This is a genomic window from Streptomyces sp. NPDC057137 (assembly GCF_042670825.1).
Lineage (GTDB): Bacteria > Actinomycetota > Actinomycetes > Streptomycetales > Streptomycetaceae > Streptomyces.
On record NZ_JBHUUW010000003.1, the window covers coordinates 1 to 15,479 of the forward strand.

Genomic DNA, 15,479 nt, shown 5'->3' on the forward strand with positions numbered 1-15,479 from the left:
CGCCCGCAGGGCGGGGCCCGCGGCGTCTGGTGCGGTGCATCGCAAGGCGGAGGATCATGCTCGTACTGGGCGTACTCGCATGACTCCGACAACGCGGCGAGGTGCCGTGCCAGACGCCGCGGGCCAGGCGGGACTTTGAAGACAGGTCCTAGCGCCAGGGCCCCGTGACCGCGAACGTCGTGCCCGGCGTGTAGCAGTTCACGTACATCGTGTCGCCGTCCGGTGCGAACGTGACACCCGCGAACTCACCCCACTCCGGCTCCTCCGGCGTCCCGATGTTCTCCGCGCCGCGCGCCATCTCGTACAGCTCGCCGTGCCGCGTCAGCCCGTACACGTGCTGCGCGCCGCCGCCGTCCTCGCACACCATCAGGCCGCCGCTGGGCGCGAGGCAGATGTTGTCGGGGGACTCGCCCGGCAGCTGGATGTCGGTGTCCGGGCCGAAGGCGATCACCAGCGTGAGCCGGCGCCGCTGCGGTTCGTACTTCCACACCTGCCCGTAGTGGTCGGCCGCCGAGCCCTCCGCGCTCTTCGCGAAGCTCGACACGAAGTACACGGACCGGTCGCCCCAGTAGCAGCCCTCCAGCTTCTGGGCGTGCGTGATGCCCTTCTTGCCGAAGTCCTGGAGCCGGATGGGCGTCTCCTTCGCCTGGGTGTCGGGCACGGGCACCCACTCGACACGGTCGAAGCTCGCGCCCGGCTCCTGGATGACCGACAGGTCGGGTACGCCGGGGACGCGCATGGCCTCCAGCGTGCCTCCCGCGCGCAGCGACCCCAGTCCGCCGAGCGGCTTCTCGGGCAGGAAGCGGTAGAAGAGGCCGAAGGGCCTGTCGAACGCGTCCTCCGTCTCGTACACGACGCCGGTACGCGGGTCGATCGCGATGGCCTCGTGCTGGAAGCGGCCCATCGCCTTCAGCGGTACGGCGCCGGTGCGGTGCGGATCGGCGCCGTCGACCTCGAAGATGAAGCCGTGGTCCTTGGTGTAGCCGTTGGTGCCGGCCTTGTCCTCGGTCTCCTCGCAGGTGAGCCAGGTCCCCCAGGGGGACGGCCCGCCCGCGCAGTTGACGGCGGTGCCGGCGATGGCGACACGCTCGCCGAGAACGTTGTTGCGCCCGTCGAGTTCGAGCGCCGTACAGCCGCCCTTGCCCATCGGGTCGTACGTCAGACCCTCGACGGTCGGGACGCCGATCTTGCCGTCGGCCCGGTTCTCGTGGTTGCGGACCAGATGGACCCGGCCGCGGCGGCCGGCGAAGGCCGCCATGCCGTCGGGATTGCTGGGGACTTCGCCCTCGCCGGAACGGAGCTCGTCGCCCGTTCTGGACAGGACGCGATAACGGAAACCCTTCGGCAGATCGAGCAGGCCGTCGGGATCGGGTACGAGCGGGCCGTAGCCGCTGCGCCCCATTTCCTGTGCGACAGCGGTGCCGGCGAAAAGCTCCGACACCGCTCCGGTGAACGCGATTCCGGCGACCGATGCTGCTCCGGTGGCCAGGACCTGACGTCGTGTTGCGGACATGAGGCAACTCCCTGTTGGCGGACAGGAGACGTGACCCGCACGTGTGTATCACGGGTGTAGAGCACACGTGAACCGTGCGGGCCACTGAGCCTTATGTGTCGCCTGGTATGTCCTGAGAGATCAGCGGATCGGCGGACTCGATCAGCGGACCTGATCGACCGACCCGATCAGCGGACCCGATCGGCGGACCGGATCAGGCGAGCGACGCGGTGAGCGTGATGCTCGTGCCCGCGAGCGCCTGGCTGACCGGGCAGTTGGCCTTGGCGTCCTCGGCGGCCTTGACGAAGCCCGCCTCGTCCAGACCCTCGACCTCGCCCTGCACCGTGATGTGCACGCCGGTGATGCCGGTGCCGGGCACCAGCGTGACCTCGGCCTGGGTGGTCAGCTTGGTCGGCGGGGTGCCGGCCTTGGCGAGACCGTTGGACAGGGCCATCGAGAAGCAGCTGGAGTGAGCGGCGGCGATCAGCTCTTCCGGGCTGGTCTTGCCGTTCGCCTGCTCGGCGCGGGAGGCCCAGGAAACCGGCTGCTCGGCGATGCCGGAGGAGTCGAAGGTGACGACGCCACTGCCCTTGAGGAGGTCGCCTTCCCAGACGGTGTGTGCCTGGCGCGTGGTAGCCATGGTGATGGGAACCCTTCTGTATCGGGCACGCGAGAGCTGATCGACCGCACCTCGCGCACCGCACATCGTTACGGCTCCGAACTTACTCGGCGAGCAGGCCCTTTGCGTCGCGTGCCAGCGCAGTGAGACGTGAGATCGCACGGAAGTACTTCTTCCGGTAACCGCCGTTCAGCATCTCTTCGCCGAACAGCCGGTCGAAGGGGAGTCCGGAGGCCAGAACCGGTATCTCCCGGTCGTACAGCCGGTCGGCGAGTACGACGAGCCGCAGGGCCGTCGACTGGTCGGGCACCGGGCCCACATCCGTGAAGCAGGCGACTCGCAGACCCTCCGTCAGCGCGCCGTAGCGGCTGGGGTGGACGGTGGCGAGGTGGGCGAGGAGAGCGGGGAAGTCGTCGAGGCTGGCGGCCTCGGTGGCGTGCGCGGCGCGCGTCACCTGCTCGGTGGTGAGCGGCGCGGGCGCCTCGGGCAGTCCCCGGTGCCGGTAGTCCTCGCCGTCGATACGCAGCGGGCGGAAGCGCGCCGAGAGCCCCTGGATCTCCCGCATGAAGTCCGCAGCGGCGAAGCGGCCCTCGCCGAGCTTGCCGGGAAGCGTGTTGGAGGTCGCGGCGAGCGCCACACCCGCCTCCACGAGACGGCTCAGCAGGCTCGACACGAGGACGGTGTCGCCCGGGTCGTCCAGCTCGAACTCGTCGATGCAGAGCAGCCGGTGGCCGCCGAGGGTCCGTACGGTCTGCTGGAAACCGAGCGCGCCGACGAGGTTCGTCAGCTCCACGAAGGTGCCGAACGCCTTCTGTTCGGGGGCGGCGGGGGTGGCGTGCCAGAGGGAGGCGAGGAGGTGGGTCTTGCCGACGCCGTAACCGCCGTCGAGATACACGCCGCGGGGGCCGGCGGTCTCGGCGGGCTGCCGGCCGAACCAGCGCCGCTTGCCCTTGCCGTTGCCGTTGCCCTGCCCGCCGCCCGCCGCGCCGTCGAGCCCGGCGGCGAACGCGCTCAGTACGGTGACGGCCTCGGTCTGGCTGGGCTGGTTCGGGTCGGGGACGTACGTCGCGAAACGCACCGAGTCGAAGCGGGGCGGCGGAACCATCTCGGCGACCAGCCGCTCGGCGGCGACCCGCGGCTCCCGCGCGCAGAGGGACACGGGCCCGGACACGGGAGCGGAGGCGGACGCCGGTTCGGCGGGGGAGGCTGGCACGGGGCTCAACTGTAGAGCGTGTCGCGGGTACGCCGTCCCGGAGGCCGGTCAGGGGCCGATCGGAGGGCGATCGGAGGCCGGTCAGGGGCTGGGGCGGCTGCCGATGGCAGCTCCAGCTTTCCGGGCGTGCGCACCGCGCCGCAGGCGTTCGCGTGAGTTTCCCCTTCACGGGGGTTGTGCGCGGGGGCTCGGTAAGCCCGTCGAGGACTGCGGGCGCCCATGGCGCACATCCATGGCGCACCGCACCGCGCGAGCGCCGCGTACCGGCGCGTAGAGGCGCGTGTCGGACCGCGTCCGCGTGTCAGACTGCTGCGCATGCGACGCCTGTTCCCCGTGACCGATCAGACCGCGCCCGTGCCCGCACACGCGCCCGCCGTCCGCCCTGAGGACGTCGCGAACTCCGCGGACCGGGAGTGGGCGCTGGACGAGCTGGCCGAGGCGTACGCGTACCCCGAGCCCGCCGGCAGCGGCTGGCTGCGCGCCAACATGGTCTCCACGCTCGACGGCGCGGCCCAGCACGACGGCCGTTCGCAGGCCATCTCGTCCGACGCCGACATGCGGATCTTCGGCACCCTGCGCGGCCTGGCGGACGTGGTCCTCGTCGGTGCTGAAACGGTTCGCCTGGAGGGTTACCGCCCCGCCCGCGCCCGTGACGCCTTCGCCGCGCGGCGTGTCGCCGCCGGGCAGGCGCCCGCGCCCGCCATCGCGGTCGTGACCGCGAGCCTGAACCTGGACTTCTCGCTTCCGCTCTTCACCTCACCCCTCGTACCGACCCTGATCCTGACCGGCGCCGCCGCTTCCCCCGACCGGATCCGCGACGCCGAGAAGGCGGGCGCGCGGGTGATCGTCGCCGGGGACGGGCCCGGCGTCGACCCCGACCGGGCGGTCGCGGCCCTGGCGGAGATGGGTCTGGTGCGGCAGCTGACCGAGGGCGGCCCCCGGCTGCTCGGCCAGTTCGCGGCGGCGGGCGTACTGGACGAACTCTGCCTGACCGTCTCCCCCCTGCTCACCGTCGGCAGCGCGCAGCGCATCACCGGCGGACCGGGACTGCCGGACCCGGAACGCTTCGCCTTGGCGGCCGTACTGGAGGAGGCCGGGTTCCTTTTCACCCGATACCGTCGGATCTGACATTGGGCGGAATTTGTCGTTCCGGTTAGCTTCCGCTGGGCACACTTACTCACGCAGACTCACGCAGACCCCGTGCGGACACGGGGAAGGATGGTTTCCGCAGCGGGCCTCACCGGCCCCTGAACGACGAAGGGCGCCTGTCGTGTTCACAAGCGTATTGATGATCGAGAAGCCCCTGTCGTCCGTGGACGTCGAATTCGTCACCACGCTCCACGGTGCCGAGGACGTCTCCTTCATCCTCCTCATGCAGCCCCGCGGAGACCAGGCGGACGCGCTGCTGAGAGCCATCGACGACGTGGCGTACGGGGAGCTGAGGGAAGCCGGCCGCGAGGGCGACGAGCCCGAGGGTGCCGAGGCCCGCGGCCCCGCCGAGCTGGCGCTCGCGCACTCGCTGGCCGTCCTGCGGGCGGCGGGCCGTCAGGCCACCGGCCTGGTGGTCGAGAACCACCCGCTGGACCACCTCAAGTCCGTCGTCGAGGAGTCGGCCGCCGACGAGGTGATCGTGCTCACCGAACCCCACTACGTGGAGGAGTTCTTCCACCGTGACTGGGCCTCGCGCGCACGGCACAAGGTCGGCGTACCGGTGCTGAAACTCTTCGCGCACAGCGCGGAGGACGACGACGAGGCGGGGGAGAGCGAAGGGAAGGCCGAGGGGGCGGGCCGAAGCGAATAGGCTGGGGGGTCGCTGACGGCACCCGGCCGCCCGCCCGCGGAAGCCCGCACCCCCGCCGCCCCCACCCGCACCACCCTGGGAGAACACGTATGGCACCCGGTATCCCCACCGCCATGGAACGGCCGCACTTCATCGGCATCGGCGGCGCCGGAATGTCGGGTATCGCCAAGATCCTCACCCAGCGCGGCGCGAAGGTCGCGGGCAGCGACTCGAAGGAGTCCGGCACCGCCGAGGCCCTGCGCGCCCTCGGCGCCACGGTCCACATCGGCCACGCCGCCGAGCACCTCGCCGACGACGCCTCGTGCGTGGTCGTCTCCAGCGCGATCCGGGCGGACAACCCCGAGCTGGTACGGGCCGCCGAGCTGTCCGTACCGGTCGTCCACCGCTCCGACGCCCTCGCCGCCCTGATGGGCGGCGGCCTGCGGTCCATCGCCGTCGCCGGTACGCACGGCAAGACGACGACGACCTCCATGCTGGCCGTCGCCCTCACGGAGCTGGGTCTCGACCCGTCGTACGCCATCGGCGGCGACCTGGAGGGGCCCGGCACCAACGCCCGGCACGGCGACGGCGACATCTTCGTCGCCGAGGCGGATGAAAGCGACCGGAGCTTCCAGAAGTACGACCCCGAGGTCGCGATCGTCCTCAACGTCGAGCTGGACCACCACGCCAACTACGCCTCCATGGACGAGATCTACGAGTCCTTCGAGACGTTCGTCGGCAAGATCGTGCCCGGCGGCACGCTGGTCGTCGCCGCCGACCAGCCCGGCGCGGTCGAGCTGACCGCGAAGGTCCGCGATCTCTCCACGATCAAGGTGGTGACGTACGGCGAGGCGGCGGACGCCGACGTACGCGTCCACAAGGTCACCGCGCGCGGACTGACCAGCGAGGTCACCGTCGTCCTGGCCGGCCGCTTCCTCACCTTCACGGTCTCCGTCCCCGGCCGCCACTACGCGCACAACGCCGTGGCCGCCCTCGCGGCGGGCGTCGCGCTCGGCATCCCCGCGCACAACCTCGCCTCCGCGCTCGGCAAGTACACCGGCGTCAAGCGCCGCCTCCAGCTCAAGGGCGAGGCGAACGGCGTGCAGGTCATCGACTCGTACGCGCACCACCCCACCGAGATGACCGCCGACCTGGAGGCGATGCGCGACGCCGCCGCCCCCGGCTCCCGGCTCCTCGTCGTCTTCCAGCCGCACCTCTTCTCGCGCACGCAGGAGCTGGGTACGGAGATGGGCCAGGCACTCGCCCTGGCCGACGCCTCGGTGGTGCTCGACATCTACCCGGCCCGCGAGGACCCGATCCCCGGCATCACCAGCGCGCTGATCATCGACTCGGCGGAGCGGGCGGGCGCGGACGTCAGGGCCGTGTCCGACAAGGGCGCGGTGCCCGAGGCGGTGGCGGGAATGGCGAAGCCCGGTGATCTCGTTCTCACCATGGGGGCGGGTGACGTCACGGACCTCGGTCCGGAGATCCTTGCCCGGCTGTCCCACTGAGGCGGATCGCCCGAGGCGTGAGAGAGGAATCCGATGGCGTACGACATCGACAAGCCCGACGAGCAGTGGCGCGAGGAACTGAGCCCGGCGGAGTACGCGGTGCTGCGCCAGGCAGGCACCGAGCCCGCCTTCGTCGGTGAGTACACGGACACCAGGACGACCGGCGTCTACTCCTGTCGCGCGTGCGGCACGGAGCTGTTCCGCTCCGACACGAAGTTCGAGTCGCACTGCGGCTGGCCGTCCTTCTACGACCCGAAGGACAGCGACGCGGTCGAGCTGATCGAGGACCGCACGATGGGCATGGTCCGCGTGGAGGTCCGCTGCTCACGCTGCGGGTCGCACCTGGGCCACGTCTTCGAGGGCGAGGGTTACGACACGCCGACCGACCAGCGGTACTGCATCAACTCGATCTCACTGCGGCTGACGCCCGACGAGGGCTGACACCGACGGGATCCACGGCGGCCATCGGCGAGCTCACTCGCCGCCGGTGGTCGCCGCTTCCGCCTCGGAGCGCAGCAGCGGATGGATCACCCCGGGAAGCACCCGCGCCCGCACGACTTCCTCCGCCGACCCGCCGACCACCACGGTCTCGGCGACGCCCCAGGGCCGCCCGGCCAGATGGACGGTGAGGGTGTACGAGGAGGAGCAGCCGGTGCACTCGTACCGGTCGGCCCAGGTCTCGACCTCGGTGGTACTGCCCGGATAACGCTTCACATGCCGGTGCCGGGCATGGCAGTGGTCGCAGGTCTCACCCGGCTCACAGGTCCCCCCGCACGGACAGGGCACATCAAAGCTCTCGGCGGGCACCCAGCGCTGCACGAGAGCGGCTTCGCGGGTGGCGCCCATGTCCTTCATGGCCTTGAGGTTGCGGGCGGCGACGTTGTACGACTCGCCGGTGGCATTCATCCGGTCACGGATGACGTCCTTGCGTCCTCGGTTGGTCGTCATGGGCTTCCTTCACCAGTTCCTTCGGGTGTCACGCAGCCCGCAGGGAGGTGCACGATTTCGGTACGCCCTACGGTACCTGCCGCCACCACGCCTGCGGCCCGCGCCGGTGGGCGGGCCTGTGCCGGGGGCTTGTGCCGGGGGCCCGTGCCACGGGCTGGTGGCGCGGGCTTGTGTGGGGTTGGCCTGTCCATGACGATGAAGCGCCGGTTCATCGCTTCGGAAGGAATTTTCCATGCCCGAGCAGTCCGCTGGAATGCCGCGTAGAAGGACCGTTCTCGCCTCGGCCGCCGTGACCGCCGCCGGCGTGCCCCTGATCGCCTCCGGCGGGCAGGCGGCCGCCGCGCCCAACCGGGGCGGGGGCGGGGCCGCCACTGTCCAGGTGCCCGACCGGGAGTTGCGCAAGCTGCTCAAGGAGATCGACGCGGACCGGATCGAGGCGACCGTACGGCGGCTCGCCGCGTTCGGGACCCGGCACACGCTGTCGGTCCAGGACGACCCCGAGCGCGGAATCGGCGCCGCGCGTGACTGGATCCTGGCCGAGATGAAGAAGTACGCGGCGGTGTCGGGCGGCAGGATGACCGCCGAGCTCCAGTCGTACATCCAGGAACCCGCGTCGCGCATCCCGGTCGCGACGAAGATCACCAACGTCGTTGCCACACTGCGTGGTTCGGTCACCCCCGACCGCGTGTACGTCGTCGCCGGGCACTACGACTCGCGCGTCACCGACGTCATGGACGCGACCAGCGACGCGCCGGGGGCCGACGACGACGCGTCCGGTGTCGCGCTCGTGATGGAGCTGGCGCGGGTGCTGGCGAAGCGGCGCCCGGCGGCGACGATCGTGTTCGTGGCGGTCGCCGGCGAGGAGCAGGGGCTGTACGGATCGGGGTACGCCGCAAAGCAGTTCAAGGCGGCCGGCGCCGACATCCAGGGCATGTTCACCAACGACATCATCGGCAGCTCGCGCGCCGACGACGGCACCCGCGACCCGTACACGGTGCGGCTCTTCGCGGAGGGCGTACCGACGTCCGAGACCCCGGCGCAGGCCAACACCCGTCGCTCGGTGGGCGGCGAGAACGACTCGGCGACCCGGCAGCTCGCGCGCTTCGTGAGCGACGTGGGGGACAACGACGCGACCGGGATGAACGTGCGCGTGGTCTACCGGCGCGACCGCTACCTCCGGGGCGGCGACCACATCCCGTTCCTCGAACAGGGCTATCCGGCGGCCCGGTTCACCGAACCGGCCGAGGACTTCGCGCACCAGCACCAGGACGTACGGGTGGAGGACGGCAAGCAGTACGGCGACCTGCCCGAGTTCTGCGACTTCGACTACATCGCGCGTGTGACGCGGGTGAACGGCGCGGTGCTGTGGACCCTGGCGCAGGCGCCGGGCACGCCGCGCGAGGCACGGATCGTGACGAGCAACCTCACCAACGACACCGAGCTGAAGTGGGCGCTCGGCACGGAGCCGGACCTGGCGGGCTACGAGGTGGTGTGGCGCGAGACGACGGAGCCGGAGTGGACCCATGTGATCAAGGTCGGCCTCGCGACCACGCACACGGTCGACCTGTCCAAGGACAACGTCTTCTTCGGCGTACGGGCGGTCAACCGGGACGGGAAGCGGAGCCCGGTGGCCTTCCCGATGCCGGGCAACTGATGATCCGGCCCCCGGCATGACGGTGGAACTCGTCTACGAGACGCATGCCACCACGACCGACAACGAGGCCGGTCTCGCGACCGGTTGGCTCCCCGGCGAGCTGTCGGCGACCGGCCGCCGACAGGCTCGCGAGCTGGGCGACCGGCGCCGCGACGACGGAATCGACGCGGTGTTCACCTCCGACCTGGCGCGGGCGGTGGACACCGCGCGGATCGCGTTCGCGGGGACGGCGATCCCCGTCCACCAGGACGCGCGGCTGCGGGAGTGCGACTACGGCCACTTCACCGGGCGCCCGTTCACGGAACTGGCGCCACGCAGGGCCCGGCACATCACGGAGCCGTTCCTCGGCGGTCAGAGCTACCGGGACGTCCTCGACGCCACGGCCGACTTCCTGCGGGAGCTGAGCGCGGCGCGGGACGGACAGCGCGTGCTGCTCGTCGCGCACTCGGCGAACCGCTGGGCGCTGGCGTGCCTGCTGGGCGGAGCCCGGCTGCGCGACGTGGTCGACGAGCCGCCGGGGTGGTGGCGGCCGGGGTGGGAGTACGCCCTGCCGACGGGCTGGCAGGGGCGGGGCGCGGTCCGCTAGAGCCTGTCGGCGACAGGCTCTAGCCTCGGGCCCATGGGACTCGAATGGGAATCGCTCGTCGTCGACGCCACCGACCCCGTCGCCCTCGGCCGCTGGTGGTGCGAGGCGCTCGGCTGGACCGTGGTGAACGGCTCACCCGAGGATTACGAGATCAGGCCGGCGCCCGACCGGATGCCCGGCCTGCTCTTCGGGCCCGTACCGGAGGGGAAGACCGTCAAGAACCGCCTCCACCTGGACTTCCGCCCCGACGACCGGGACGCGGAGGTCGAACGCTTCCTGGCACTCGGCGCCCGCCACGCGGACGTCGGGCAGCGGGGGGACGAACCGTGGGTGGTGCTCGCGGACCCTGAGGGGAACGAGTTCTGCGTGCTGGGGGAGCGGTCCGCGGGCTAGGGGGTGTCTTGTCGATCAGGCCGGATCGCCCCGCCGGATCAGGCAGGCCGCGCGGAGTGGGCCTAGCCTGGACCCATGGCGCCTGCACGGCGTCCGCACGGCGGGAGAGCGAGTGGATGTCGATCTGCGCAAGCTGCGCTACTTCGTCGTCGTGGCCGAGGAGTTGCACTTCGGCCGGGCCGCGGAGCGGCTGCACATCACGCAACCCGTGCTCTCCCGGCAGATCCGCGCCCTGGAGCACGAACTGCGCGCCGAGCTGTTCACCAGGAACAAGCAGTCCACCGAGCTGACCGCCGCGGGCCGCCAGTTGCTGGAGGACGCCCGGCCCCTGCTGGCCGGCGCGCGGGCGCTCCACCTTCGTGTGCGGCGGGCCGCGCGGGGGGAGTCGACGTTCACGGTCGGCTTCATGCCCGGGATCACGGTGACCGGCGCGGTACGGGCCTTCTCCGCCGCACATCCCGAGCTGACCGTGAAGGTGGTGCGTACCTCCTGGGCCGACCAGGTCGAGGCGGTGCACGAAGGCCTTCTCGACGTGAGCTTCGTGCGGCTGCCGGTCGACCGTCGCGGCCTGGCGCTGCGCCCGGTCTTCCGGGAACCGCGCGTCGCCGTCCTGCCGGCGCACCACCGTCTGGCGGGCAAGGAGTCCATCGGTATCGCGGACCTGGCCGCCGAACGCCTGCTGCAGGACCCCGACGCCGTACCCGAGTGGCGTGACCTCCCCGACCGGCCCGGCGGCACGGAGGGGGCCGGTCCGCGCCCCGCCTTCCGCAGCGTCGAGGAGAAGCTCGAACACGTCGCGACGACCGGGGGCGTCATCGTCCTCCCGCTCTCCACCGCCGCGTACTACACCCACACGGATGTCGCCCATGTGCCCATCGGCGACATCGGCCCCAACGAGGTCTGCCTCGCCTGGAGCGCCCATCGGCACTCCCCGCTGCTGCCGGAGTTCGCCGACATCGCCGTGGCCCAGCACTGATGCCCAGCACTGATGCCCAGCACTGATGCCCTGAGAGCATCACCAATGGCGGAAGAGGTCTTGGACGTGATCCGCGGCACGGGTCCAGGGTGGAAGGAGCGGCGGATCTTCCGCCGCCATCCGAAAGGACCGTGAGTGCGATGCAGGTCTTCATCACAGGCGGCTCCGGCTACATCGGCCGCGCCACCGTCCAGGCGCTGATCCGGCACGGCATCGAGGTGACGGCGCTGGCGCGCAGCGAGCACTCCGCGCGCACCTTGACCGACCTGGGTGCCACCCCTGTCGCGGGGGCGCTCACCGACACCGACGTTCTCCGGGATGCGGCCGGGCGGGCCGACGGGGTGATCCACCTCGGGGTGGACTACGCCGAGGGCACCGCGGACGTCGACCGCGCCGCGGCGGAGGCGATGCAGGAGGGTGCGGGAAGCGGCCCCTACGTGCACACCGGCGGGGTGTGGGTGTACGGCGACACCGACGGGGTCGTCGACGAGAACGCCCCGCAGAGCCCGCCGCGCATCACCGCCTGGCGGCTGGAGAACGAGAAGCGCGTGCTGGCCCGTGCCGCGACCGGGGAGCGCCCGGTCGTGGTGATGCCAGGACTGGTCCACGGCCACTCCGGCGGACTGACGCAGGCGTACTTCGTCGAGCCGGGGCGCGCCGCCGGCGCCGTACCGTGCATCGGGGACGGCTCCAACCGCTGGGCTCTGGTCCATGTCGACGACCTGGCCGAGCTGTACGTCCTGGCCCTGAACGCCCCGGCCGGTTCCGTCTACGCGGGGGTCGGCGGACAGAACCTCCCGCTCGCGGACATCACCCAGGCCCTCAGCCACGCCGCCGGATGTCCGGGCCGGATCGAATCGCTGACGCTTGAGGAGGCCGAGCGGCGGATGGGCCCGATCGCCGAGGCGTTCGCCCTCGACCAGCAGCTCACCGGCGCACGCGCCCGCCGCGAGCTGGGCTGGACGCCCACGCGCCTCGACGCCCTGGCCGACCTCGCCCAGGGGTGAAGCACCGTCCCGGTCCCGGGCCGGATCACCGGCCCGGTTCCGCCGCGCGGATCCCGGACTTCGCCGTCCGCCTCGCCGCCCGCTTCCGCGACCCGTCGCTGCGCGAGATCACGCCCGCACTGGGACGCCGCAACCGCCACAGCACGGACAAGGCGCGGCGCGTCCTCGGCCGCCAGCCGCGACCCGCCCGCCGGACGGTGCGCGACTGCGCGAACAGCCTGATCGCCCACCGCGCCGTCTGAACCCCACGAAGTTCCCGCGACCCACGAAGTTCCCGCGCGGGCCGAACCCTAGGGCTGTGCCGGCTGCATCAGGTCCCAGCCGTTGCCGTACAGGTCCTCGAAGACCGCCACCGAGCCGTACGGCTCGTGCCGGGGCTCCTCCAGGAAGCGCACCCCCGCGGCCAGCATCCGGGCGTGGTCCCGCGCGAAGTCGTCCGTGTGGAGGAAGAACCCCACCCGGCCGCCCGTCTGCGCGCCGACGCGGCCCCGCTGGGCGTCGTCGGACGCGCGGGCCAGCAGGAGCGCGCCGGCACCGCCGTGCGGCCGTACGACCACCCAGCGGGAGCCGTCGCCCCGGTCGGTGTCCTCGACCAGTTCGAAGCCGAGGGACTCGGTGTAGAAGGCGATGGCCTCGTCGTAGTCGCGGACGACGAGGGTGACCAGGGCGATATGAGGCATGGCGAGAACGTTATACGTATGACCGCAGGGTGGGCAAGGCAGCGCAACGGCACCGGGCCGCGATGGGCCCGGATGGAACAATGCGCCCATGGACGCGTGGCAGCTCGACGCACTCACCCGCCGCGCCCGTCGGCTCGCCGCCCCCGGCCAACGCCGGATCCTGGGCATCGCGGGCGCGCCGGGCGCGGGGAAGTCCACCCTCGCGGCGGAACTCGTCGCGGCGCTCGGCGGGAGCGCCGTACTCGTCCCCATGGACGGCTTCCATCTCGCCCAGGCCGAGCTGCGCAGACTCGGCCGCGCCGACCGCAAGGGCGCGCCCGACACCTTCGACGCCGTCGGATACGCCGCGCTGCTGGCCCGGCTGCGGGAGCCCGCGCCGGGGGCCGTCGTCTACGCGCCCGCGTTCGACCGGGCGCTGGAGGAGGCCGTGGCGGGCAGCATCGCCGTCGCGCCCGACGTCCCGCTGGTCATCACCGAGGGCAACTACCTGCTGCACGACGACGAGGCGTGGGCGCCGGTCCGAGCCTTCATCGACGAGGCGTGGTTCCTGGAACTCGACCCCGTGGTGCGCGTACGACGGCTGGTCGACCGGCATGTGCGCTTCGGCAAGGAACGGCCGTACGCCGAGCGCTGGGTCAGTGACTCCGACGAGGCCAACGCGCGACTGGTGGCACAGGGCCGGCACCACGCGGACCTGGTCGTTCCGGTCGCCGTCGGACCCGGCTGACCGCGACCGTACGCCCCCCGACCCGACATCGGACGCCGCCCAGGGCCTACCATCGATCGTTCGGCGCACATTGACGATCACAGGGGCAACGGGGACCGGGGCGCGAAGCCGGGTGCGATCATGGGGAGGCGGACGACGTGGGGCTGTTCAGACGCGGGCCGAAACGGGACGGGCGCGAAATGCCCCGCGACCCCGAGTTCTCCTTCTTCTCGACCGACGAGGCCGCGCTCTTCCGCAGCCAGGTCCGTGAGGCGTTCGCCGAGCGGGGCCTGGAGGTCACCGTCTACTCGGACCTGGTGACCGACAGCGCGGGCCGCCAGTTCGGGCTCTCCAACCTCGCCGCCGTCTGCCACAACGACGACCGGGGCGCCCGCGTCTGGGGCGAACTCGTCCGGCAGCACGCCGGGATGGTGCTGCGGACCATGGACGGCCCCTCGGCCCTCGACACGCTGTCGCCCGCGCAGATACGGGCCCAGCTCTACCCGCGGGTGATCAGCGGCGACAGCCTGGACGCGCAGGCGTTCGCGTACGCGCGCTCCGTCGCCCCCGGACTGTACGAGATCCTCGCGCTCGACCTCCCGGAGAGCGTCATGATGCTCACCGACGAGGCGCTGGAACCGCTGGGCCCGCTGCACGAGTTGCGGGCGCAGGCACTGGGCAATCTTCGCCAACTGCCCGTCGAGGGGCGGGAGACGGTCAAGGACCCGGAGGGGATGCGGTTCGAGGTCGTCATGGGCGACTCGTTCTACACCGCGAGCCGGGTGCTGGCGCTGGACAGCGTCGTACACCAGGTCACCGGGCGCCGACTCGGCACGGACGGGGCGCTGGTGGCGTTCCCGTTCCGCCATCAGCTGGCGTTCCACGTCATACGTGACGCCACGGTCATCCCGTCGCTGAACGCGATGGCCTCGTTCGCCGCGTCCGGCTTCGAGGACACGCCGGGCGCGATCAGCCCGTACGTCTACTGGTGGCGCGACGGCACGCTGACGCAGCTCAGCGACAAGGACGAGGGGAACACCGAGGCGGGCGGGCTGCGCATCCTGGTCGGTGACGACTTCCAGGAACTGCTGGAGCGCCTGGTGTCACCGTCGCGCCCGGACGAGGACTGAGCTCGCGCCCGGACGAGGACAGAGCGGGGTCCGAGCGGCGGCCGGGGGTCAGAGGACGGCCAGCAGGTCGTCGAGCGGGGCGGGTACGCGGTCGGGGTCGAGGGCCTCGACGAGGACGCGGCCGTAGTGGATCTTCCGGCCCTTCTTCGTACCGAGGAAGCGCCGCAACTGCTGCTGCGAGGAGCGTCCTTGCTGCGCGGGCTGGCGCAGGAAGGTCTGCAGGGGGCGCAGGTCGCCCTCCGCGCGGACCAGCTCCTCGACCCGTGTCACACCCAGCGCGCGGATGAGTTCGTCCTCGAGATCCGCCGCGCAGACGAAGAACCCGTCCTGTGCCGCACCCGCCCGCTCCCAGCCGCGGGTGTAGTAACGACGCTCGCGCTCGTCGCACAGCCCGGTGAGGCGCAGGCCGAGCCCGGACGGCCCGAGGAGGTGCGCGAAGCGCCCGACGCTCATCGCCCCGCCCATCGGCAGGACGCAGACTCCTTCGGCCGCCAGGTCCCGGCCCCGGCTCGCCGCCAGCGCGTCGACCGCGGCGACGTCGCTCGGCCCTTCGAGCAGGACGACCGCCCGGACGGACAGCCTCGCGGCCAGCTCGCGCGCGGAGCCGCCGGAATCACCGGAGCCGCCGGGGTCGTTCCGGTCACCGGCCGCCCACGCGATGACCGCCTCGCGGAACGCCCCCATGTCAGCCATGGGACGAGTCTCCGCCGTTCCCGCCCCCCACGCCAAGGAATTTCCGGCGGCACGCCGGTTTCCCACCGGGCGTCAGGGCACGCCTCCGCAC

Annotated in this window: 18 protein-coding genes; 12 read left to right on the forward strand and 6 right to left on the reverse strand. The window is 71.8% G+C overall.

The features are described 5' to 3' along the window. Positions 1-148: 148 nt before the first annotated feature. The 3 genes from ACFT9I_RS03880 to zapE all read right to left on the reverse strand — a co-directional run bounded on the left by ACFT9I_RS03880 (position 149) and on the right by zapE (position 3,324). Positions 149-1,513 (reverse strand): alkaline phosphatase PhoX, encoded by a 1,365-nt coding sequence (locus tag ACFT9I_RS03880; RefSeq protein ID WP_382560278.1) that lies wholly within the window; start codon positions 1,511-1,513, stop codon positions 149-151. A gap of 193 nt (positions 1,514-1,706) precedes the next feature. After that, positions 1,707-2,132: an OsmC family protein gene (locus ACFT9I_RS03885; RefSeq protein WP_330173076.1), complete on the reverse strand. Its 426-nt coding sequence runs from the start codon at positions 2,130-2,132 to the stop codon at positions 1,707-1,709. Between the two features lie 82 nt (positions 2,133-2,214). Beyond that, positions 2,215-3,324, reverse strand: coding sequence for a cell division protein ZapE (zapE, locus tag ACFT9I_RS03890; RefSeq protein WP_382560281.1), 1,110 nt, complete (start codon positions 3,322-3,324; stop codon positions 2,215-2,217). A gap of 315 nt (positions 3,325-3,639) precedes the next feature. Here zapE and ACFT9I_RS03895 point away from each other — a divergent pair, with 315 nt between their 5' ends. From ACFT9I_RS03895 to msrB, 4 genes are all read left to right on the forward strand, one after another. Next, positions 3,640-4,452 (forward strand): pyrimidine reductase family protein, encoded by an 813-nt coding sequence (locus ACFT9I_RS03895; RefSeq protein WP_382560284.1) that lies wholly within the window; start codon positions 3,640-3,642, stop codon positions 4,450-4,452. Between the two features lie 142 nt (positions 4,453-4,594). Beyond that, entirely contained in the window at positions 4,595-5,125 is a 531-nt protein-coding gene (locus ACFT9I_RS03900; protein WP_382560287.1) for an indole-3-glycerol phosphate synthase, read from the forward strand. A gap of 89 nt (positions 5,126-5,214) precedes the next feature. Continuing rightward, the gene (gene murC, locus ACFT9I_RS03905) at positions 5,215-6,615 is read left to right on the forward strand and encodes a UDP-N-acetylmuramate--L-alanine ligase (RefSeq protein WP_382560289.1); all 1,401 of its coding nucleotides are present in this window, start codon (positions 5,215-5,217) and stop codon (positions 6,613-6,615) included. Positions 6,616-6,648: 33 nt separating this feature from the next. Beyond that, on the forward strand, positions 6,649-7,056 hold the full coding sequence (gene msrB, locus ACFT9I_RS03910) for a peptide-methionine (R)-S-oxide reductase MsrB (protein WP_382560291.1): 408 nt from the start codon (positions 6,649-6,651) through the stop codon (positions 7,054-7,056). A gap of 33 nt (positions 7,057-7,089) precedes the next feature. Here the strand turns inward: msrB and ACFT9I_RS03915 are convergent, their stop codons facing one another. After that, positions 7,090-7,563, reverse strand: coding sequence for a hypothetical protein (locus tag ACFT9I_RS03915; protein WP_382560293.1), 474 nt, complete (start codon positions 7,561-7,563; stop codon positions 7,090-7,092). Between the two features lie 232 nt (positions 7,564-7,795). On the opposite strand from ACFT9I_RS03915, the gene ACFT9I_RS03920 reads away from it, so the two are divergent. The 6 genes from ACFT9I_RS03920 to ACFT9I_RS03945 all read left to right on the forward strand — a co-directional run bounded on the left by ACFT9I_RS03920 (position 7,796) and on the right by ACFT9I_RS03945 (position 12,421). Next, positions 7,796-9,217 (forward strand): M20/M25/M40 family metallo-hydrolase, encoded by a 1,422-nt coding sequence (locus ACFT9I_RS03920; protein WP_382560295.1) that lies wholly within the window; start codon positions 7,796-7,798, stop codon positions 9,215-9,217. 16 nt (positions 9,218-9,233) lie between these two features. Beyond that, on the forward strand, positions 9,234-9,803 hold the full coding sequence (locus ACFT9I_RS03925) for a histidine phosphatase family protein (protein ID WP_382560298.1): 570 nt from the start codon (positions 9,234-9,236) through the stop codon (positions 9,801-9,803). 33 nt (positions 9,804-9,836) lie between these two features. After that, positions 9,837-10,196: a VOC family protein gene (locus ACFT9I_RS03930; RefSeq protein WP_382560301.1), complete on the forward strand. Its 360-nt coding sequence runs from the start codon at positions 9,837-9,839 to the stop codon at positions 10,194-10,196. A gap of 112 nt (positions 10,197-10,308) precedes the next feature. Next, entirely contained in the window at positions 10,309-11,172 is an 864-nt protein-coding gene (locus tag ACFT9I_RS03935) for a LysR family transcriptional regulator (RefSeq protein WP_382560302.1), read from the forward strand. Between the two features lie 140 nt (positions 11,173-11,312). After that, positions 11,313-12,179 (forward strand): NAD-dependent epimerase/dehydratase family protein, encoded by an 867-nt coding sequence (locus ACFT9I_RS03940; protein ID WP_382560305.1) that lies wholly within the window; start codon positions 11,313-11,315, stop codon positions 12,177-12,179. Next, positions 12,176-12,421, forward strand: coding sequence for a hypothetical protein (locus ACFT9I_RS03945; RefSeq protein WP_382560308.1), 246 nt, complete (start codon positions 12,176-12,178; stop codon positions 12,419-12,421). Before ACFT9I_RS03940 ends, ACFT9I_RS03945 begins: the two co-directional genes overlap by 4 nt. 48 nt (positions 12,422-12,469) lie before the next feature. On the opposite strand, the gene ACFT9I_RS03950 is transcribed toward ACFT9I_RS03945, so the two are convergent. Next, positions 12,470-12,859 carry a VOC family protein gene (locus ACFT9I_RS03950; protein WP_382560309.1) on the reverse strand — a complete coding sequence of 130 codons (390 nt, stop codon included), beginning with the start codon at positions 12,857-12,859 and terminating at the stop codon, positions 12,470-12,472. Between the two features lie 88 nt (positions 12,860-12,947). Here ACFT9I_RS03950 and ACFT9I_RS03955 point away from each other — a divergent pair, with 88 nt between their 5' ends. Both ACFT9I_RS03955 and ACFT9I_RS03960 read left to right on the forward strand, forming a co-directional pair. Continuing rightward, the gene (locus ACFT9I_RS03955; protein WP_382560312.1) at positions 12,948-13,586 is read left to right on the forward strand and encodes a nucleoside/nucleotide kinase family protein; all 639 of its coding nucleotides are present in this window, start codon (positions 12,948-12,950) and stop codon (positions 13,584-13,586) included. A gap of 137 nt (positions 13,587-13,723) precedes the next feature. Further along, complete coding sequence (locus ACFT9I_RS03960; RefSeq protein WP_382560314.1) at positions 13,724-14,695, forward strand: hypothetical protein; 972 nt, start codon at positions 13,724-13,726, stop codon at positions 14,693-14,695. Between the two features lie 48 nt (positions 14,696-14,743). Here the strand turns inward: ACFT9I_RS03960 and ACFT9I_RS03965 are convergent, their stop codons facing one another. Next, positions 14,744-15,388, reverse strand: coding sequence for a TOPRIM nucleotidyl transferase/hydrolase domain-containing protein (locus ACFT9I_RS03965; protein WP_382560317.1), 645 nt, complete (start codon positions 15,386-15,388; stop codon positions 14,744-14,746). Between the last annotated feature and the right edge of the window lie 91 nt (positions 15,389-15,479).